17 protein-coding genes are annotated in these 19,260 nt (G+C 43.9%); 7 read left to right on the top strand and 10 right to left on the bottom strand.

The window, feature by feature from the left end:
- Positions 1 to 17: 17 nt before the first annotated feature.
- The 8 genes from NL644_RS14535 to thrS form a co-directional block, all read right to left on the bottom strand.
- On the bottom strand, positions 18 to 2,396 hold the full coding sequence (locus tag NL644_RS14535) for an RND family transporter (RefSeq protein WP_253658567.1): 2,379 nt from the start codon (positions 2,394 to 2,396) through the stop codon (positions 18 to 20).
- A 246-nt stretch (positions 2,397 to 2,642) separates the two neighbouring features.
- Positions 2,643 to 3,431 carry a TetR/AcrR family transcriptional regulator gene (locus tag NL644_RS14540; protein WP_005395898.1) on the bottom strand — a complete coding sequence of 263 codons (789 nt, stop codon included), beginning with the start codon at positions 3,429 to 3,431 and terminating at the stop codon, positions 2,643 to 2,645.
- A gap of 488 nt (positions 3,432 to 3,919) precedes the next feature.
- Positions 3,920 to 4,729 carry a helix-turn-helix domain-containing protein gene (locus NL644_RS14545; protein WP_046874836.1) on the bottom strand — a complete coding sequence of 270 codons (810 nt, stop codon included), beginning with the start codon at positions 4,727 to 4,729 and terminating at the stop codon, positions 3,920 to 3,922.
- A gap of 354 nt (positions 4,730 to 5,083) precedes the next feature.
- Positions 5,084 to 5,401 carry a heavy metal-binding domain-containing protein gene (locus NL644_RS14550; protein WP_005377919.1) on the bottom strand — a complete coding sequence of 106 codons (318 nt, stop codon included), beginning with the start codon at positions 5,399 to 5,401 and terminating at the stop codon, positions 5,084 to 5,086.
- 189 nt (positions 5,402 to 5,590) lie between these two features.
- Positions 5,591 to 5,944, bottom strand: coding sequence for a 50S ribosomal protein L20 (gene rplT / locus NL644_RS14555; RefSeq protein ID WP_004727974.1), 354 nt, complete (start codon positions 5,942 to 5,944; stop codon positions 5,591 to 5,593).
- A 40-nt stretch (positions 5,945 to 5,984) separates the two neighbouring features.
- Complete coding sequence (rpmI, locus tag NL644_RS14560; protein WP_005377932.1) at positions 5,985 to 6,179, bottom strand: 50S ribosomal protein L35; 195 nt, start codon at positions 6,177 to 6,179, stop codon at positions 5,985 to 5,987.
- A gap of 121 nt (positions 6,180 to 6,300) precedes the next feature.
- Positions 6,301 to 6,852: a translation initiation factor IF-3 gene (gene infC, locus NL644_RS14565; protein ID WP_074191168.1), complete on the bottom strand. Its 552-nt coding sequence runs from the start codon at positions 6,850 to 6,852 to the stop codon at positions 6,301 to 6,303.
- Positions 6,853 to 6,855: 3 nt separating this feature from the next.
- Positions 6,856 to 8,784, bottom strand: coding sequence for a threonine--tRNA ligase (gene thrS, locus NL644_RS14570; protein ID WP_005395892.1), 1,929 nt, complete (start codon positions 8,782 to 8,784; stop codon positions 6,856 to 6,858).
- Between the two features lie 434 nt (positions 8,785 to 9,218).
- Here thrS and NL644_RS14575 point away from each other — a divergent pair, with 434 nt between their 5' ends.
- Complete coding sequence (locus tag NL644_RS14575; protein WP_253658621.1) at positions 9,219 to 10,172, top strand: DUF3187 family protein; 954 nt, start codon at positions 9,219 to 9,221, stop codon at positions 10,170 to 10,172.
- A 6-nt stretch (positions 10,173 to 10,178) separates the two neighbouring features.
- On the opposite strand, the gene NL644_RS14580 is transcribed toward NL644_RS14575, so the two are convergent.
- Complete coding sequence (locus NL644_RS14580) at positions 10,179 to 10,922, bottom strand: sporulation protein (protein WP_046874834.1); 744 nt, start codon at positions 10,920 to 10,922, stop codon at positions 10,179 to 10,181.
- A gap of 247 nt (positions 10,923 to 11,169) precedes the next feature.
- Between NL644_RS14580 and hutC the strand changes: the two genes are divergently transcribed.
- The 6 genes from hutC to NL644_RS14610 all read left to right on the top strand — a co-directional run bounded on the left by hutC (position 11,170) and on the right by NL644_RS14610 (position 18,650).
- Positions 11,170 to 11,877, top strand: coding sequence for a histidine utilization repressor (gene hutC / locus NL644_RS14585; protein WP_046874833.1), 708 nt, complete (start codon positions 11,170 to 11,172; stop codon positions 11,875 to 11,877).
- 129 nt (positions 11,878 to 12,006) lie between these two features.
- Entirely contained in the window at positions 12,007 to 13,257 is a 1,251-nt protein-coding gene (gene hutI, locus NL644_RS14590; RefSeq protein WP_114322440.1) for an imidazolonepropionase, read from the top strand.
- 1 nt (position 13,258) lies between these two features.
- Positions 13,259 to 14,269, top strand: a complete 1,011-nt coding sequence (hutG, locus tag NL644_RS14595) for a formimidoylglutamase (protein WP_114322441.1) — start codon at positions 13,259 to 13,261, stop codon at positions 14,267 to 14,269.
- Between the two features lie 73 nt (positions 14,270 to 14,342).
- Complete coding sequence (gene hutU / locus NL644_RS14600) at positions 14,343 to 16,040, top strand: urocanate hydratase (protein ID WP_005395885.1); 1,698 nt, start codon at positions 14,343 to 14,345, stop codon at positions 16,038 to 16,040.
- Positions 16,041 to 16,051: 11 nt separating this feature from the next.
- Positions 16,052 to 17,587: a histidine ammonia-lyase gene (gene hutH / locus NL644_RS14605; protein ID WP_253658568.1), complete on the top strand. Its 1,536-nt coding sequence runs from the start codon at positions 16,052 to 16,054 to the stop codon at positions 17,585 to 17,587.
- A 337-nt stretch (positions 17,588 to 17,924) separates the two neighbouring features.
- Complete coding sequence (locus tag NL644_RS14610; protein WP_005395883.1) at positions 17,925 to 18,650, top strand: DUF3581 domain-containing protein; 726 nt, start codon at positions 17,925 to 17,927, stop codon at positions 18,648 to 18,650.
- Between the two features lie 110 nt (positions 18,651 to 18,760).
- Here the strand turns inward: NL644_RS14610 and NL644_RS14615 are convergent, their stop codons facing one another.
- A complete protein-coding gene (locus NL644_RS14615; RefSeq protein WP_253658569.1) occupies positions 18,761 to 19,222 on the bottom strand; it encodes an isoprenylcysteine carboxylmethyltransferase family protein in 462 nt (153 codons plus the stop codon).
- Between the last annotated feature and the right edge of the window lie 38 nt (positions 19,223 to 19,260).

A 19,260-nucleotide genomic window follows, 5' to 3' on the forward strand; every position in this document is an offset into this window, starting at 1 on the left:
TTCAATCCTTTGATTCGTTATGACTGAGTAACAGCCGTGGTTTGAGAGTCAGTTGATTTAAGCTTGTTTCGGCGGTCCACCTCGTCGTAGACGCCTTTGTCAAACAACATCAGTAGAGTCGGTAGAAAGATGAAATCCACAACAAGAGCAATGAAGATAACAATGGCACTCAACTGCCCCATATCGGCATTTAAGCGGAAGCTCGACATCGCCAGAACGGAGAAACCAGCAACAAGCACGACAGTCGTAATCCAAAGCGCGCGCCCCACGGTGCGAAAAGCGTAACGAACCGCTTGTTCCGCGCTATGGCCATCTTTACGAGCGTGTTGGTATTTAGAGAGAAAATGAACGGCATCATCAACCACAACGCCAAGCGTCAACGTCACAACAACAGACAACCCCAAATTAATTTCACCAGAAACCAGCGCCCAAATACCAAAACCAATAAGCGCAGGGGCGATATTCGGGACCAGGCTGATTAAACCGAGCTTGAACGAGCGTAAGGCAAAGATCAGTAATGCCGAAATTAAGACCAGAGTGATAGGCAAGGTTGACAGCATGCTAGCCATATTCGTTTCGCCAATATGCGCAAACATCAGTGATGGACTAGAAGCAACAACATCATACTGAGGCGCGTTTTCGTTAAACCATTGGTAAATACGATTTTCCAAATCAACAAGCTCGACGCTGCCCAAGTTCTCCACGGTGAGAACCATCTTGATTGACGACTTATCAACATTGATTTGGTTGTTCAAATCTAAGCCATACGGTAGTGACATTTCATAAAGCAGCAGATATTGAGCCGCTAATTCTCTGTCTTGAGGGAGCGAGTAATAAGCCTGATCATCTCCATGCATGTTCTTGTTTAGGCGCTTATAAACATCGCTCAAGGTCGCAACATGGTCCGTTTCTGGCTGCAACCTTAGCCAGTCAGTAAATTTACCCACGGTATTGAGAAAATTAGGATCCGCAATGCCCTGCGATTCGTTAGTTTTTATCGCGATACTGATGTTCGCCATGCCACTGATTCGCTCTTCCATAAAATCAGCCGCTCGACGAAATTCATTGCTATGACCAAAATATTCGACGGATTCATCGTTGACTTTATTCAGCGGAATCAAACTCGCACTCGCGACAATAACAAGCACAGACAACGGCAATAACGCATGTCGCTTTGACACCACGAAATCCCCTAAGTGATCCATAAAGTGCTTTCTTTCATCAGCAGTGTCTGACTTCACCCTAACAGGAAGGATATGAAGTAACGCCGGAAGTAATGTGATGGAAAGGAAACAAGCAATCATGACGCCAAGGGCTGATAGGTTGCCGAAATCTCTCAGGATTGGAGAATCCGACATATTCATCATTAAAAAGCCGATCGCGGTGGTAATGGAGGTAATCAGGATGGGCATGAAATTGAGCGCAATACTTCGTTCAATAGAATGGGCTTTACTAAAGCCGTTTTGCATTGACTGACGCATCGTCGCTATGATGTGTACACAGTCGGCGACGGCAAGCGTCATCACCAAGGTAGGCACATTAACTGTCGCCGTGCTTAAGAACATACCAGCCCATCCTGATAAGCCCATTGTCACCATAACTGAGCCGATAATAACGATGAGTGTCGCGATGACGCTAAGCAATGAGCGCAACATGAGAGTCAGGAAGACCAATATCACTAGTAGCATGGTCGGCACTAGCGTCGCGCTGTCATCTTGAGCTGCGGTCATAAACGCGTAGTTCATTGCAATAATACCGGCTTTGTGGAAATCAGTATCCGGGTACACTTGCTGATAACGCTCAATCATTCCGTTTATGTAGGCAACCACTTCTTGTACTTCAGCGGTTTTATCGACCTCAGGGAGTTGGACCGTAATATTCACGACCGTGACATCCCCTTTTTCGGAAATCAGTGAACTTTTCAGAACCGGTTCACTCAACGCAATACTTTTGACTTTCTCGATTCGCTGAGGCGTCAATTCATATTCACTATACAGTAAATCTTCGACAAGAAGATCATCTTCAAACGCTTCGGTATGCTGGTAGTTGGCAAGGGAATCAACACGGGTGGAGTATGGGACTTGCCACGCCTCGTCAGTGATCTGCTGAATAAGAGATAAGGTGTTAGGAGTAAAAACAGTGCCACTTTTTGGCGCTATGACCAAAGCAAGACTGTCAGATTTTGCAAAGGTAGTCTGAATTTCATCAAACGCAAGTAACTGCTCATTTGTTCCATCAAAAAAGATGTCGTAATCCCCTCTAAAGTAAAGATTTTTTCCTCCAATAGTTGCTATAACAATCAATAAAACGGTAGCAAGCACAACCAACACACTGTAATTCGTTGGTAGCTTGACCCAGCTCATTCGGGCTTGTTGTTGAACGTTGTGATGTGGCATCACACTCTCCTTTTGTGACGTTTCGTCAAATTTAAAAACTAAAAAAAACAGCGAATGCTGTGATAACCAGATAACTTCAACATATAAAAATCAGATCGAATTTATTTGGTTATATAAGTTAGTTTTTGAGTAACTTCCTATACTTCTCGAGATCGGTAACTTGAGTACCAACCTCTATTTTTTGACGATTCGTCACAATAGTGTAATAAAAAAGCCAACTAAAATATTAGATGGCCTCTATAACGATTAGCGATTCACAGACTCTAAATAAGCAAGCTCTTCGCTGAACAATTCCTGTTCCACTCGACGCCACGTTTTACGGTAATCCCACTCTGTCGATAAAGGTGACCACCCTAAACCATCAAGTAACATATTCGCGTTATGCAGTACTGAGAATGGATCTTGAATTCGCTGAATACATCGACTGTTCGATGCATTTTGCGCTAGAGCGTTTGAACCGAAGGCAATAGACCAGTTAGCAAATACGATGGCATCAGAACCAATTGCGGGAGAGAACTTAAGGTCCCCACATTCCACCGCATTATTCACCAACGCATCAGCACCATCTATTACTTGTTCTTCTAAGTTGTTCAATTCATTCACGCGCTTAGGCGAAGCTTTCTCTAGGACCCAAGGCGTCTTTGCAACAATCGCACAGGTTGATAGTACAGGCTCCATACGAGCGTAAATACGATAACCTACATGCATAGCAATGATTTTTTCTCTGGTATTGCCATTGAACTTAGCGGTACGTTCGAAAAATATTGCTTCGCTTCTCAGCGAGTGAATACAAAGCGCAAGAATCACATCTTCTTTGCTGCAAAAATGATTGTAGATCGTTCCCTTCGAGTAAGGGCTTGCTGCTGTGAGCTTGTCCATCGTTAAGTTGGCAAAGCCTTGCTCTTGAACCAGAGACTTAGCCAATTGAATAAGCTCTATTTCACGATCAGCAATCGCCTGTTGTTTTTTAGTTAGCCCTGAAGACGTACGACATCCGTCTTGCTTGCTATCTTTTTTACAGCGAAAGTTAAACATAATCCTTTGATCCGTATACCAACACACTCCCAATAATTGTAACACGATTCTTGAATACAGGAACGCCACTAAATTTGACGAACCGTCATAAATGACACTTCGTCATAATAGATCAAAAAACAAACATTGCAAGTATGAATTTATAGCTAATCGAAAAATAAGCATTACTTATATCTAACCAAGTAACATCAAGATGCTTGGTTCAGCGAGAATGATTTGATTGTAAGGAAAGGCTAGAGTGGAGTGCGGGGACATAACCCCAAAAATCAGAACCTTAAAAATTGGACAACGAGTGATATTGAAATGATGTTATTCAAAAAAGCCCAAAACACTTAAAGTTTGGATTCAAAACAGCAACTGATAGATGCTCTATTTACAAAGTGTGCTCTGTCTTGGGCTTTTCTTTTACTGCTTCCTTTCAATATTAGAGCTGCAAAACTCAATAACATAGTGAGAAAGCGATTCTCTTTAAGTAAAAGACTGAATTTCTAAATCGAGAGGCTTGGTTTATCACCTGCAGATGCAATGGCATAACGAATATCGTCAATAAATCGCCCTTCTGTCTCGATAATTCCATCAGAGAATGTGACTGGTTGATGTGGCCCTGCAAGTAGAACAATATTAGTAAAATCAGAGACATTGAAGTTCTCTGCCACAACATTTTGGGAATGAAAATCAATAACCGTTTTTGCGACTTGATCTTCCAATTGCAAAAGCTGCTCTTCGGTAATTTTCATGCGTGCCAAAGCCACACGAACGCATTTATCGTGGGTTGTTGTCTGTTCTTTTATGATTTCCGTATATTTATCATTGAGCTTGGAGTTTTCTGCATAGCTGTAATATAACGGCCCGTGCAACGTTATATTTTTATCTTCATCAACGTAAACAAGATCCAATAACTCCAAAGCTTTTAGGTAATCAGACATGCTCTGCTCAGACAAATCATACTTTTTCTTTAAAATGGAATATCCATCTTTGCCTCGCAGCATTCTCAATTCACGATAAAAATCGTAAAGATGAGGAAATTGAAAAAAGACTTCATCTTGCGTACGGCTAAAGTAATCCTCGTCTTCGCCTTGTAATTGATTCGCAAGCTTTTGTAGTTCATCTAACGTGCAATCAACAGCTCTACAATATTCAAGCAGTTTATCCAAAGCGAGATTTGTGCTTGTTAAGTGTCTCTTAAAAGTGGACAGCGGCATGCCCATTTTCTCAGATAGCTCTCGATATGTTAGCCCTTTTGTTTTAATCGCTTGGCGTAATGCGGCTAGCAAGTATTCGGGAGTCAGATCTCTCATCTACAATTCCTTTTGGCAATGTTACAGCTGTATAGTATTTGTAACAATTTAGAACCGCTTGGCAAGGTATAAGTTCATATTTTTATAAGAAAAATATGAATTAATATATCGAAATCAAAATTCACAATATAAATGGAAAATTCAATATGAATTCAATTTCATTATGAATATAAAATGATACACAAAACAAAAGTGAAGTAATTACTCTAAATTATTGGGATTAATTTTAATGGTAACGTAAAGTTAAGAATATAAGCCTATTCGCTCTGCGAAAATCTAGAATAATTAACCTAAAAAGAAAAAACGAAAAATGAATAAAAATTCATCATTCCTAGCAACGCTTTTCCTCGTATATTAGTCCGCAAGTTTCACTGCAGTACCAAATGCCAAAATTTCCGAAGAACCATCTACGATTGAGCTCGTGGTAAATCGAATCCCTACAATCGCATCTGCACCTTTAGATTCAGCGTCTGCTACCATGCGCTGTATAGCTATATCACGCGCGTCGGTCATCATTTCCGTGTAACCTCGAATTTCGCCGCCAACAATGCTTTTGATACCCGCCATGAGGTCACGACCGATGTGTTTTGATTGAACAACATTGCCAGTTACAACCCCTCTTATTTCAGAGATCTGCTTGCCCGGAATGCTTTCTGTCGTTGTGTAGATCATTTTTAGTCCCTTATAAACGTAAAATATATACCCAAGCCATTTTATTACCAACAGAGCAGCGATCACTAATCAAATCGGGAAGACTGATAGACAAGATTCTGAATGGAAAAACTGAAAGTATTTGGGTATATATTTTAGCAATAAAAAAGGAGAGCTAATGCTCTCCTTCTCTTAATCCTAAACTGCTAATTAAAGAGCAGCTTTCGCTTTTTCAACTAGAACCGCAAATGCAGCTTTGTCGAATACTGCGATGTCCGCAAGGATCTTACGGTCGATCTCGATAGATGCTTTCTTAAGACCGTTGATGAAACGGCTGTAAGATAGACCATTTTGACGAGATGCCGCATTGATACGTGCAATCCATAGTTGACGGAATTGACGTTTCTTAGCGCGACGGTCACGGTAAGCGTATTGACCAGCTTTAGTAACTGCTTGGAAAGCTACGCGGTAAACACGTGAACGCGCACCGTAGTAACCTTTAGCTTGTTTTAGAACTTTCTTATGACGTGCACGAGCTTGTACACCACGTTTTACGCGAGGCATTATGCTTCTCCTAAACTAAACGATTGATAACTAAAAAGAATTAAGCGTATGGCAACATACGGATTACTGCAGCCACTTCACATTTTGGAAGGATTGCATTCGGACGTAGTTGACGCTTGTTCTTAGTAGTACGCTTAGTCAGGATGTGACGTTTTGTAGCGTGCTTGTACTTAATACCACCAGCAGTTTTCTTAAAACGCTTAGCAGCACCTTTGTTGGTTTTCATCTTAGGCATGATGAATAACTCCGCATTGAGTAGGTTTAATAAACAACGTAATTAGGGCGAACAAAACCCAGCCGTTATGCCTTTATCGAAAGGAAAGCGGCTAGGTTTTAATTACTTGATGAGCCGTTAATTACTTCTTTTTAGGGGCTAGCACCATGATCATCTGGCGACCTTCAATCTTCTTAGGGAAAGATTCAACTACAGCAAGTTCTGCAGTATCTTCCTTAAGACGATTTAGAACGTCAACACCGATGTCTTGGTGTGCCATCTCTCGGCCACGGAAGCGAATTGTTACCTTCACTTTGTTGCCTTCTTCAAGGAAACGCGTCAGGTTGCGTAGTTTTACCTGATAGTCTCCAATATCAGTTCCAGGACGGAATTTTACTTCCTTGATCTGGACCTGCTTTTGCTTCTTCTTCTGCTCTTTAGCAGTTTTGCTCTTCTCGAAGAGGAACTTACCATAGTCCATCACACGACAAACAGGTGGCTCGGCGTTAGGACTGATCTCAACGAGATCCATACCAGCTTCTTCAGCAGCTGCAATGGCTTCTTGAATCGATACAACACCAACTGATTCACCGTCAGCGCCTGTTAGTCGAACTTCACGAATACCACGAATTTCACCGTTGATACGGTGCGGGTTTTGTTTTACCGGCTGTTGGCCACGTCTTCCGCCTTTAATAGCTTATTCCTCCAGATTGAGCTTACGGCTAGAGATCTCGTCTTGGATGTATGCAATAAAATCATCCACTTTAAATTTACCAAGATCTTTACCTTTACGAGTACGTACTGCAATTTCGCCAGCTTCCATTTCTTGGTCACCAACAACAAGCATATACGGTACACGCTTCAAAGTATGTTCGCGGATTTTAAAGCCAATCTTCTCATTTCTCAAGTCCGCTTTAGCTCTAATTCCACTTTTTTGTAGTTTTTGTACTATTTCTTGAACATAACCTGACTGTTTATCAGTAATGTTCATAAGAACTGCTTGTTCTGGCGCCAACCAAGTTGGGAAGAAACCAGCATATTCTTCGATAAGGATACCAATGAAGCGCTCTAGTGAACCTAGAATCGCACGGTGAATCATTACCGGTACAAGACGTTCGTTATTTTCACCTACATAAGTAGCGCCTAGGCGACCTGGTAGGTTGAAGTCTAGCTGGACAGTACCACACTGCCAAGCGCGGTCTAGACAATCATATAGTGTGAACTCAATCTTAGGGCCGTAGAACGCACCCTCACCTTCTTGAATTTCGTATGGGATATCCATCGATTCAAGAGACTGCTTCAATGCTTCTTCAGATTGATCCCAGATTTCATCTGAACCTACACGTTTCTCTGGACGAGTAGACAGTTTCACTACGATGTTGTCGAAACCAAACGTTTGGTACGTATCGTACACCATCTTGATGCAGTTTGTTACTTCTTCTTGGATTTGGCTCTCAGTACAGAAAATGTGAGCATCATCCTGAGTAAAGCCACGTACACGCATAATGCCGTGTAGTGCACCAGATGGTTCGTTACGGTGACATGAGCCGAACTCTGCCATACGTAATGGTAGATCACGGTACGATTTTAGACCTTGGTTGAAGATCTGTACGTGACCTGGACAGTTCATTGGCTTAATCGCGTATTCACGGTTCTCAGAAGAAGTTGTGAACATTGCATCAGCGTATTTATCCCAGTGGCCAGAGCGTTCCCAAAGAACACGGTCCATCATTAGCGGACCTTTTACTTCTTGGTAACCGTACTCATCTAGCTTAGCGCGGATGAATACTTCTAGATCACGGAAGATAGACCAACCATTGTGATGCCAGAACACCATACCCGGTGCTTCTTGCTGCATGTGGAATAGGTCTAGTTGCTTACCAATCTTACGGTGGTCACGCTTCGCTGCTTCTTCTAGGCGAGTTAGATGTGCTTTCAGTGCTTTCTTGTCGTGGAAAGCCGTACCGTAGATACGTTGAAGCATTTTGTTGTCGCTGTTACCACGCCAGTAAGCACCTGCCACATTCAATAGAGTGAAGTGTTGACAGAAGCTCATGTTAGGAACGTGAGGACCACGACACATGTCGATGTATTCTTCATGGTGGTAAAGACCTGGACGATCATCACGAGATACGTTTTCGTCTAGGATTTCCACTTTGTATGGTTCGCCACGTGATTCAAACGTATCACGCGCTTCCTGCCAGCTTACTTTTTTCTTAACAACTTCGTACTTGGTTTTCGCTAGCTCTTTCATACGCTTTTCAATCTTTTCAAGATCTTCTTGCGTTAGAGACTCATCTAGGTCGATATCGTAGTAGAAGCCGTTGTCGATGGTTGGACCAATCGCCATTTTAGCTTGTGGGTAAAGCTGCTTAAGAGCGTGACCAAGAAGGTGAGCACAAGAGTGACGAACGATTTCTAAACCGTCTACTTCATCTTTTACTGTGATGATTTCAAGGCTTGCGTCTTCTTCAATTAGGTCACACGCATCAACGCGGTTACCGTTTACACGACCAGCGATCGTTGCTTTTGCAAGACCAGGACCGATCGATTGCGCAACTTCCATAGTAGAAACTGGGTTGTCAAATTGACGCTGACTGCCGTCAGGAAGAGTAATAATAGGCATGCTATGTCCTTTACAGTGGTGTTGCACACCAAGCAACACATGTTATTCAAATTAGAAGCTATTTGTTGAAAATAGTTGAGAGTCAATAAAGGCCTCTCGGTAACACGAATACCGGACCGTTATCGAAAGTGGGATTGTACCTAGCTCACATTTAGATTGCAAAGCGCGATTTTGTTTTATCATAAGAACTTAACCTCAGGCCTCGTTGCGACAATCTGATGATTCTTCTTAAGGGCTCACATAACTTGTAAACGGAGTTACCCCCTCCCAATAGAACTTAAATACACAACTGGTATAATACTTCCTAATACCTATTAACTAACACAAGACCCTGCACACCTAGTTCCACCTCAAAGTGCAATTTAGGTATATAGTTGTTTTATTGAGTAGTTTGCATGTAGGTGTTCATCATGATCTATTTCAAATCGCGCTTTATGGGGCTTCTAAGCACTTCGATATGCTGTGTATCAGCCATGGCATCAAATGACCTGTATGGGCCGCTACGTTCTTACGCACAATCTCCGATGCAAGTGGTTAGCCATACCAATATACTGCGCTCAGGACATAGCCTTCCCTCTGATTTTGTCGAAACCTATGGCTCAGGAACCGTGGCCAGTGTTTGGGCTCATACTGATGAATACGCACTGGATTATTACCACAACCAAATCGAAATTGGCAGCAAGTGGCAAATCAATAGCAGTTGGCAATGGGAACTCAATTATCGGTGGGTTTTTGCCGCTGATAACCATTTAGATGGACTGACTAAAAGCTTCCATAACCTTTTCGGTATCGGACAGAATGGCCGAGACAAAGTAGACAGAGATCGTTTTTACATATCAATGCCGCAATATGATGTGCTAGAAGATGATTTCGAAGGACAAACGCTTGCCAACAACTTATCTACTTATTTGCAATATCAAGTGTTTCAGAATGAACATCACGGCCTATCTATTGGTGGCAGCTTATATTTTAATGATGTTGCTCACGGGACTTTTCAAGGCAGTAATTTCGAGCAAGGCTTCCAAATAAATTACAGTTATTTGAGTGACGCCCATGCATTTTACTCGATGGTTGGCATGACTTTTCGCTCAGATGATCGCGCCTTGCTGGATCTACCCTATCGGCATAATACGATTGCCGTTGCAGCTGGGTACCGTTATGCGTTGGAAGATAACCACCACCTGATGTTTGAATACCATTGGTATCAAGGCTCAACAGAAGGACCCGCAGAGTTTGCTGATGCCTCTAATGAACTGGTATTAGGCTATCGATATCTAATGGAAAACTCCGCGCTTGAGTTTTTAGCCGTAGAGAACGCACGAAACATGGATAACAGTACCGATATCGCTTTCACAATAGGATATCGGTACATATTCTCATCAAGTTGATGAGAACTATAGATTTAGCGTTGGTGCAACCGCGGCAGCGACTTGAGCATCAGTTGCATTGATCGGCAACGTAAACGAGCGATACTGGTCCCCAGCCAAGCTGAGCGAACGGTCAACCTCCGCCAAACAATGCATGACCTGCCCTTCCAGAATAAAAGAAAGCTCAATTTCTTTTGATGAGATAAAGCCGTTATTTCGGAACTCTAGCTCTTGATAAATTCCAGAGCGAGAAGCAAACGAGCCACCGCGCAAAAAGCCTTTTTCAACATCGGCTTTAACCATAGTGAAGCCAGCTTGCTCGATCGCTTGAATAACCCGAGATGCTACTGGTAGTGGTTTCACTTCAATATAGTCACGGTCACGCGGGTCAATCGCAAAATCAATATCTAACGTCGTTTCAACCCAAACATGGCATTGATTCTTAAGTGCGCTAACCGCAGTAATTGGCGTTTCATCATGCAGTTTTAGCTCAAACGGAATCTGCTTCTCTTCATTAGGTTGAATCACAAAGGGGTCTACCGCCTTCAGCTGATCAATAGTGAACGTTTGGTAACTTACGCTATCATCCACTTCGACTTTCATCTCTGTGTTCAACTTAATAGTAATAGCATCAATTTGTTGTTCGACGTCTCCGCCTTTGATATGAACATGCCCTTTCAGCGTCGCTCCTTGAAACACGCTCATTTCGTCTAAAATCGTATCTACTTTTGCAGAACCGATCCCCAGTGATGCTTTCAATTTTTTAAACATGTTTTTCCTTTTTAACGACTTTTCTTCTAATAATCGTTTGTTTACACAATTGTTTTATACTCTGCAAGCAATAGACCACAAGAAAATGTTCGAATTCCATCATCAATCCAAATAATACTCAGCAGCAAGAGTCATTCAGCCCCACAATAGGATTGTTCTGTCACTAAGTGGAACATTCGTCTAGAAATGTTTGCAATTTGCACCTAAATTAAGCAGTATTTGTATAGTCAAATAAAAGGGAATCATTATGTCTGCACCACTCTACATTCAAATCAAACAATTTATCCTCGATAAAATTGATGCTGGAGAGTGGATAGTCGGTCATCGTATCGCCACAGAGATTGAGCTTACCGAGCAATTTGGTGTCAGTAGAATGACAGTGAACAAAGCAATTCGGGACTTAGTTAATGAGGGCCGATTACAACGTCGCCCACGCTTAGGTACGTTTGTGTGTGATCCTGGTGAAAAGTCAGAATCTCCTCTGTTAGACATTCGAAACATTGCCGAAGAAGTCAGCGACCGAGGGCGACAATATAGCAGTAAAGTGCTCAAACAAGTTGCCATAAAAGCAGATGACAGCATTGCGACAAAACTCGGCGTCATGCTTGGCACAACGGTGTTTTACAGTGAAATCATTCACTATGAAGACCAAACGCCTATTCAATTAGAACTCCGCTGGGTGAACAGCCAATATGCCCCGAGTTATTTAAATCAAGACTTCACACAAATCACTCCGAATCAATACCTGTCAGATAATTGCCCACTCAACGCTATTGAACATACTGTAGAGGCAATTGTGCCTGACGGCCGTATTAAGCAAGACTTAAAAATGCAAGCCAATGAGCCTTGCCTTCTCTTGAATCGCAGAACGTGGAGCCAAGATAAGTTAGTCAGTACCGCCCTACTTTATCACCCTGGTAACAAATATAAGCTGAGCTCAAAAGTGCTCATTTAATGACAAGATCGGTCCTCTAGATCTACGTTTTGATCACATTTTAGCAACATCAATCTTGTCAGTGTTCTTATTTTGCTCTATTTATTTGTATATACATTTAATGATACAAATAAACACAGGGACACAAACATGGATTTGCTGATTGAAAACGCACGTCTGGTCACCATGCAGTCGGGAGAGCGCGGTTATCTGCCTACGTCTCCTGCTCGTATTGGCATTCAATCTGGAAAAATCGTTGCGATCAGCACCTGTGCAATTGGTGAAGACGAACCGCAAACCGAGTCTCTGCTGTCTGCCCAACATTACGCTCAGAGTATCGACCTTCAAGGCAAGTTAGTTCTGCCAGGTTTGATCGACTGCCACACTCATCTTATTTACGCGGGCAATCGTGCCAACGAATTTGAAATGCGCCTAAACGGCGTACCATATCAAGAAATTTCCAAACAAGGCGGTGGGATACTTTCAACGGTGCATGCGACGCGTTCAGCAACCGAAGCGCAATTAGTTGAGTTAGCGTTGCCACGTTTAGACGGGCTACTCGCGAGCGGCGTCACTTCTGTCGAAGTGAAATCAGGCTACGGATTGACACTGAATGATGAAGTAAAAATGCTCCGTGCAGCCAAAATGCTTGAACAAGAGCGTAAAGTTAAAATCACCACTACACTTCTCGCCGCTCACGCCATTCCGCCAGAGTTCCAAGGCCGTGCAGATGATTATATTGAGCACATTTGTCAGGACATAATCCCTGTTGTCGCAAAGGAAGAATTAGCCACAAGTGTCGATGTTTTTTGTGAATCGATTGGTTTCAATCTTGAACAAACAGAAAAAGTGTTTGTAGCTGCAAAACGCCACGGCTTAAAGGTTAAAGGGCATACAGAGCAACTTTCGAATCTCGGTGGTACAGCCCTCACTGCGCAATACAACGGTCTGTCAGCGGATCACATCGAGTTTTTAGATGAGCAAGGTGTTAAAGCACTTGCTCGATCAAACACTGTCGCCACTCTATTGCCTGGCGCTTTTTATTTTCTAAGAGAAACTCAGTTACCACCGATTGAGTTGTTGAGAGAGCATAACGTGCCGATGGCAATTGCTACGGACGTCAACCCAGGTACATCACCGTTTTCTGATCTCACACTCATGCTGAATATGGCGTGCACACTATTTCGCCTTACACCGCAAGAAGCACTGCGTGGTGTAACGCAACATGCAGCCAAAGCTCTGGGTTATCAAAATTCACGTGGCGAAATCAAAGTAGGGTTTGATGCGGACTTCTCTATCTGGGATATCGAAAGCCCTGCAGATTTAAGCTATCAAGTCGGAGCAAAACGTCTGGTAGGTCGTATAGTAAATGGTGAATACATTTCACACGGAGGCCAATAATATGTCTCAATTCGACTTACACTCTCCCCTATTTCATTGGCAAGGCCGTCATGATGCCGAGGACGGCAAACTTGGTCAGCGAATTCATCACGTGGTTCAACGCCAGAAAGCAGATGAGTTGGGGGGCGTTGCGCATGGCGTCTCATTACTGGGTTTTGCTACCGACGCTGGCGTAGCCAGAAACAAAGGACGCATTGGCGCGAAAAAAGCGCCAGATTTAATCCGACGAGCACTAGCTAATTTAGCATGGCACCAAGACGTCCCACTATATGACTTAGGCACCGTGGTGTGCGAAGACGACTTACTGGAAGAGAGCCAATCTCTATGTGCGGCAACCATTTCAAGCGCACTACCTCATACGCCAGTCATCGTGTTAGGTGGTGGGCATGAGATTGCGTGGGCCTCGTTTTCCGGCTTAGCGGAGTATTTTAAAGCGCACCATCCAGAAAAGAAGCCTAAAATCGGTATTATCAATTTCGATGCGCATTTCGATTTACGCGCATTCGAGAGCAGCATCGCCGACATCAAACCAAGCTCTGGCACCCCCTTCAACCAAATTCATCATTTTTGCCAACGTAACGATTGGGACTTTCATTACGCTTGCATTGGCGTAAGCCGCAGCAGCAACACTAAAGCGCTGTTTGAAAAAGCAGATGCGTTAAATGTTTGGTATGTAGAAGACAATCAGCTTTGCTACCTAAACCACAGTTATCACTTAACCCAGCTTCAACACTTTATTGACGACTGTGACTACCTCTATTTGACCATTGATCTGGATGTATTTCCTGCGGCAACCGCACCTGGGGTCAGCGCCCCTGCGGCTCGAGGAGTAAGTTACGACACAATTGCACCATTTTTAGATCGAATTCTTCATTACAAAAATAAGCTCATGCTGGCTGATATCGCCGAATACAACCCTAATTATGACGTTGATAGTCAAACTGCACGCTTAGCTGCCCGTTTGTGTTGGGATATCGCCAACGCGATGGCGGAAAAGCAACACAAACCATAACGCATCCTAGATGCCACTTATTATTACGACCAAGCAAGTACTTGGTCATCACGAGAAACTAAAGGAGTCTGAAATGACACAGCGCCAGGGACAAGATCCACGACTTGATACAAGCAGAACAATTCGTGCACCTCACGGAGATAAACTGCGCGCAAAATCTTGGCTAACCGAAGCCCCTCTTCGTATGCTGATGAACAACCTCGATCCTGATGTTGCAGAACATCCACATTCGCTGGTTGTATATGGCGGCATTGGCCGTGCGGCACGAAACTGGGAATGTTACGACAAGATTGTTGAAGTACTTGAAAGACTCGAAGATGACCAAACGCTTTTAGTTCAATCAGGCAAACCTGTTGGTGTTTTCCCTACCCATAAAAACGCCCCACGCGTGCTTATCGCAAACTCAAACCTCGTTCCTCATTGGGCAAACTGGGAACACTTCAACGAGCTCGATAAACAAGGCTTGATGATGTACGGCCAAATGACCGCTGGCAGCTGGATATACATTGGCTCACAAGGCATCGTCCAAGGCACATACGAAACATTCGTGTCTGTTGCGAAAAAGCACTTTGACGGCGAAGCAAAAGGCCGATGGATTCTAACTGGCGGTCTTGGTGGTATGGGTGGTGCTCAGCCTCTAGCTGGTACGATGGCGGGCTTCTCCATGATTGCGGTAGAGTGTGATGAATCGCGTATCGATTACCGCCTACGTACAGGCTATGTCGATAAGAAAGCGACATCTTTAGATGAAGCGCTTGCTATCATCAAAGAATCGGACACACCAGTATCGGTTGGTCTACTAGGTAATGCAGCAGACGTTTTCTCTGAGTTGGTAGAACGTAATATCACGCCTGATGTAGTAACAGACCAAACATCTGCACACGACCCGCTCAATGGCTACTTACCACAAGGCTGGAGCATGTCTCACGCTGCAGAAATGCGTTTGCAAGATGAAGCAATGGTTGTTAAAGCAGCCAAAAAATCCATGGCAGTGCAAGTTCAAGCCATGTTAGAGCTACAAAATCGCGGCGCCGCAACACTCGACTACGGTAACAACATCCGCCAGATGGCCTTGGAAGAAGGCGTAGAAAACGCATTTGATTTCCCTGGCTTCGTTCCAGCCTACATTCGCCCTCTATTCTGCGAAGGTATTGGTCCTTTCCGCTGGGCCGCTCTCTCTGGCGATCCTGAGGATATCTATAAAACCGACCAAAAAGTAAAAGAGCTAATTCCAGATAATCCACACTTACATAACTGGCTAGATATGGCGCGCGAGCGCATTCAGTTCCAAGGTTTACCTGCACGTATTTGCTGGGTTGGTCTTAAAGATCGTGAGCGTCTTGGTCAAGCATTCAATGAAATGGTGAAAAATGGCGAACTTAAGGCGCCCGTTGTCATTGGTCGTGACCACTTAGACTCTGGCTCTGTAGCAAGCCCGAACCGTGAAACCGAAGGTATGATGGACGGTTCTGACGCCGTATCAGACTGGCCATTATTAAACGCGCTACTCAACACGGCGGGCGGCGCAACTTGGGTTTCACTGCACCACGGTGGTGGCGTAGGTATGGGCTTCTCGCAACACTCAGGTATGGTTATCTGCTGTGACGGCAGTGAAGATGCCTCAAAACGTATTGCCCGCGTGCTGCATAACGACCCAGCAACAGGCGTGATGCGTCATGCTGATGCGGGATACGATATCGCTAAACAATGTGCAGCAGAGCAAGGGCTAGATTTGCCAATGCTCAACGAAGAACTGAAGAAGCTCAAGTAAGGATGAAAGAGATGTTAAATTTAACGCTAAAGCCAGGTCATATTAGCTTAAACGAACTACGCCAAGTGAGCCGTTCACCAGTCAACCTTACTTTGGATCCTGAAGCCATTCCGGCCATTGAAGAAAGCACGCAAGTCGTGGATCGTGTCATCGCGGAAGATAGAACGGTTTACGGAATTAACACTGGTTTTGGTCTATTGGCTAACACACGAATAGCACCAGAAGATTTAGAAACTCTGCAACGCAGTATCGTTCTTTCTCATGCGGCAGGTATCGGTGAGTTTATGTCAGACGAAACGGTTCGTCTGATGATGGTATTAAAAATCAATAGTCTGTCTCGTGGTTTTTCTGGTAATCGCCTAAAAGTCATTAATATGCTGACCGACCTAGTTAACGCACAAGTTTACCCTTGTGTACCTAAAAAGGGCTCTGTTGGCGCATCAGGTGACTTAGCTCCTCTGGCCCACATGAGCACAGTATTACTAGGTGAAGGACAAGCTCGTCACAACGGTAATATCATTTCTGGGCAAGAAGCGTTAAAAATCGCAGGTCTAGAACCCATAACTCTGGCGCCGAAAGAAGGTTTAGCGCTGCTAAATGGTACCCAGGCATCAACAGCGTTCGCATTAGAAGGTCTGTTTATCGCGGAAGATCTTTTCGCTTCGGCTACAGTATGTGGGGCAATGTCTGTCGAAGCCGCTCTCGGCAGCCGACGTCCATTCGATCCGCGCATTCATCGTGTACGTGGTCATCGCAGCCAAATGGACGCTGCACTGGCCTACCGTCATCTATTGGATACATCAAGTGACATTGGTGATTCGCATACTAACTGTGAAAAAGTACAAGACCCGTATTCGTTGCGCTGTCAGCCTCAAGTAATGGGGGCGTGTTTGCAGCAAATCCGCAACGCCGCCGAAGTATTGCAAGTAGAAGCGAACTCCGTATCAGATAACCCGTTGGTGTTTGCTGAAGATGACGACATCATCTCTGGCGGTAACTTCCACGCTGAGCCTGTTGCAATGGCAGCTGACAACCTAGCACTGGCGATTGCTGAGATCGGCAGCCTGTCTGAACGTCGTATGGCATTGCTTATCGATAGCGCATTATCAAAATTACCACCGTTCTTAGTTGATAATGGCGGTGTGAACTCTGGTTTCATGATTGCCCAAGTCACCTCTGCTGCGCTAGCAAGCGAAAACAAAACGCTCGCTCACCCAGCGTCAGTAGACAGCTTGCCAACATCAGCAAACCAAGAAGATCACGTGTCAATGGCAACCTTCGCGGCTCGCAGATTGAAAGAAATGGGGGAAAACACTCGCGGCATTCTGGCGGTCGAATACCTCTCAGCAGCACAAGGCCTAGACTTTAGAGCACCAAACAAGTCTTCTGAGCGTATCGAGATTGCCAAACAAATGTTACGTGAAAAAGTATCGTTCTACGATAAAGATCGCTACTTTGCGCCGGACATTGAACAGGCCAATACTCTGCTTAAGCTGGCTATCCACAACACGCTTATGCCAGAGAGTCTGTTACCAAGTGTTCAGTAATCCAGCTTTACCAGCACTTAATCTAAAAACCGGATGATAATTTGAAGGCTCCATGTTTCGCGTGGAGCTTTTTTATCTCCTCATTAAACGTATTCCCAGCGATCTTTATGAACACTTGCATATTGTTATTGCTATACTTTTAAAAACAGCCGGCGTAATAAAGTCGCTGTTTATTGCTTTCACAAATAAAAGCGTTGCTAAAGTATGCGTTTTTAACGATTTATCCGCCGAAATAGTGTCTTATTGTTAGGATACGATGAAGTTTTCACTGGATGGACCATTGCTACGCAGATATTCGCATATAATCCCACACAGTTTTGGTTACTACGTAAAAATTATGTTTCTAACACCTTATTTTTCAAACACTAATCACCAGTTTCAGTTCACTCGCGAACAAGCAAGCCACTTTGCAAAACGTGTCGCAGGTGACTACAACCCAATCCACGATGAAGACAACAAACGCTTTTGTGTCCCTGGGGATTTACTTTTCGCTGTGCTTCTTAGTAAAGAAGGCGTCAGCCAAAAGATGCGTTTTAACTTCTCTGGCATGGTAAACGATGGTGTAGCACTTCATATTGAAAATAAGTGTGAAAAAGAAAGCGCCGTTGTTGACGAGGCCGGTAAAGAATACTTACACATGTCCCGTGAAGGTGAGACTAATCACGATCCCGCATTTATTGAGCATGTCGTAACAAATTACGTGCAATTCTCTGGCATGAACTTCCCTCACATCATGGTTCCTCTTATGGAAGAGAAGCAAATGATGATCAACTGCCAACGTCCATTAGTTATTTATGAAAGCATGGAAGTTGAATTTTCACGCTTAGACCTTACGCATCCTGAAGTGGATTTCACTGGCGCAACGTTCGACGTGGAAGGCAAACGTGGGGTAGTCACCTTAAACTTTGCGTTCAAAGAAGACGGTGAAGTCGTTGGCAAAGGCATCAAACGCATGGTTGCAAGCGGCTTGAAGCCATATGACCAAGAAGCGGTTGACGATCTTGTACGCCGTTTCAATGAACGTAAGGATGCATTCCTAGCAAAGTTCGTTAAGGCAGCCTAATCGACTGCCCTATCAGAAGCGCTCAAAAAACGTGTTTACTAAAAGAAAGCCCAACGTCGATCGTTGGGCTTTCTTTTTATGTCTCATCCAAATAAAACTAAACGCAATGCTTAGATCCAGCGGCGGACGTAGTTTTTATAATCCACATACTCTTCACCAAACAATCGCTCTAGAACACGTTCCTCTGGCTTGATTTGAAATCGATTCATATAACTGACAAATACGACGCCACAAAGCACCACACTCAAATGCTGCCACCACAAACCAATTGCAATGATTAGAAGCAGTAGCGCCATATACATCGGGTTGCGCGAAAAAGCAAATACGCCAGTTCTCACCACGGAAGAGGCCGTGTCAGGCTTTACAGGGTTAACCGTCGTTTTTACTTTATGGAATTCATACACACCAGCAATGCCCATATAACCAGAGAGCAAAGTTAGTCCGCCAACCACAACCTCGACAAAGGGCACGCTAATATTCAGGCTCGGCACCAGAACTGTCAGTCCATACATGAGTAGTATGACCAACAAAAACACCGCAACAGGTGGGACTTTGAGTTCAAGTTTTCTCAAGATTCATATCCTTTGAAATTGTTGTATGTGACTTCTAA

It is taken from the genome of Vibrio sp. Y10_XG_PY6 (assembly GCF_024181795.1).
GTDB classification, from domain to species: Bacteria; Pseudomonadota; Gammaproteobacteria; order Enterobacterales; family Vibrionaceae; genus Vibrio; species Vibrio diabolicus.

Excerpts from the sequence above, each read along its gene's own strand:
- NL644_RS14535 (WP_253658567.1), bottom strand. The coding sequence starts at position 2,396 with ATGCCACATCACAACGTTCAACAACAAGCCCGAATGAGCTGGGTCAAG.
- NL644_RS14540 (WP_005395898.1), bottom strand. The coding sequence starts at position 3,431 with ATGTTTAACTTTCGCTGTAAAAAAGATAGCAAGCAAGACGGATGTCGT.
- NL644_RS14545 (WP_046874836.1), bottom strand. The coding sequence starts at position 4,729 with ATGAGAGATCTGACTCCCGAATACTTGCTAGCCGCATTACGCCAAGCG.
- NL644_RS14550 (WP_005377919.1), bottom strand. The coding sequence starts at position 5,401 with ATGATCTACACAACGACAGAAAGCATTCCGGGCAAGCAGATCTCTGAA.
- rplT (WP_004727974.1), bottom strand. The coding sequence starts at position 5,944 with ATGCCTCGCGTAAAACGTGGTGTACAAGCTCGTGCACGTCATAAGAAA.
- rpmI (WP_005377932.1), bottom strand. The coding sequence starts at position 6,179 with ATGCCTAAGATGAAAACCAACAAAGGTGCTGCTAAGCGTTTTAAGAAA.
- thrS (WP_005395892.1), bottom strand. The coding sequence starts at position 8,784 with ATGCCTATTATTACTCTTCCTGACGGCAGTCAGCGTCAATTTGACAAC.
- NL644_RS14575 (WP_253658621.1), top strand. The coding sequence starts at position 9,219 with ATGGGGCTTCTAAGCACTTCGATATGCTGTGTATCAGCCATGGCATCA.
- NL644_RS14580 (WP_046874834.1), bottom strand. The coding sequence starts at position 10,922 with ATGTTTAAAAAATTGAAAGCATCACTGGGGATCGGTTCTGCAAAAGTA.
- hutC (WP_046874833.1), top strand. The coding sequence starts at position 11,170 with ATGTCTGCACCACTCTACATTCAAATCAAACAATTTATCCTCGATAAA.
- hutI (WP_114322440.1), top strand. The coding sequence starts at position 12,007 with ATGGATTTGCTGATTGAAAACGCACGTCTGGTCACCATGCAGTCGGGA.
- hutG (WP_114322441.1), top strand. The coding sequence starts at position 13,259 with ATGTCTCAATTCGACTTACACTCTCCCCTATTTCATTGGCAAGGCCGT.
- hutU (WP_005395885.1), top strand. The coding sequence starts at position 14,343 with ATGACACAGCGCCAGGGACAAGATCCACGACTTGATACAAGCAGAACA.
- hutH (WP_253658568.1), top strand. The coding sequence starts at position 16,052 with ATGTTAAATTTAACGCTAAAGCCAGGTCATATTAGCTTAAACGAACTA.
- NL644_RS14610 (WP_005395883.1), top strand. The coding sequence starts at position 17,925 with ATGTTTCTAACACCTTATTTTTCAAACACTAATCACCAGTTTCAGTTC.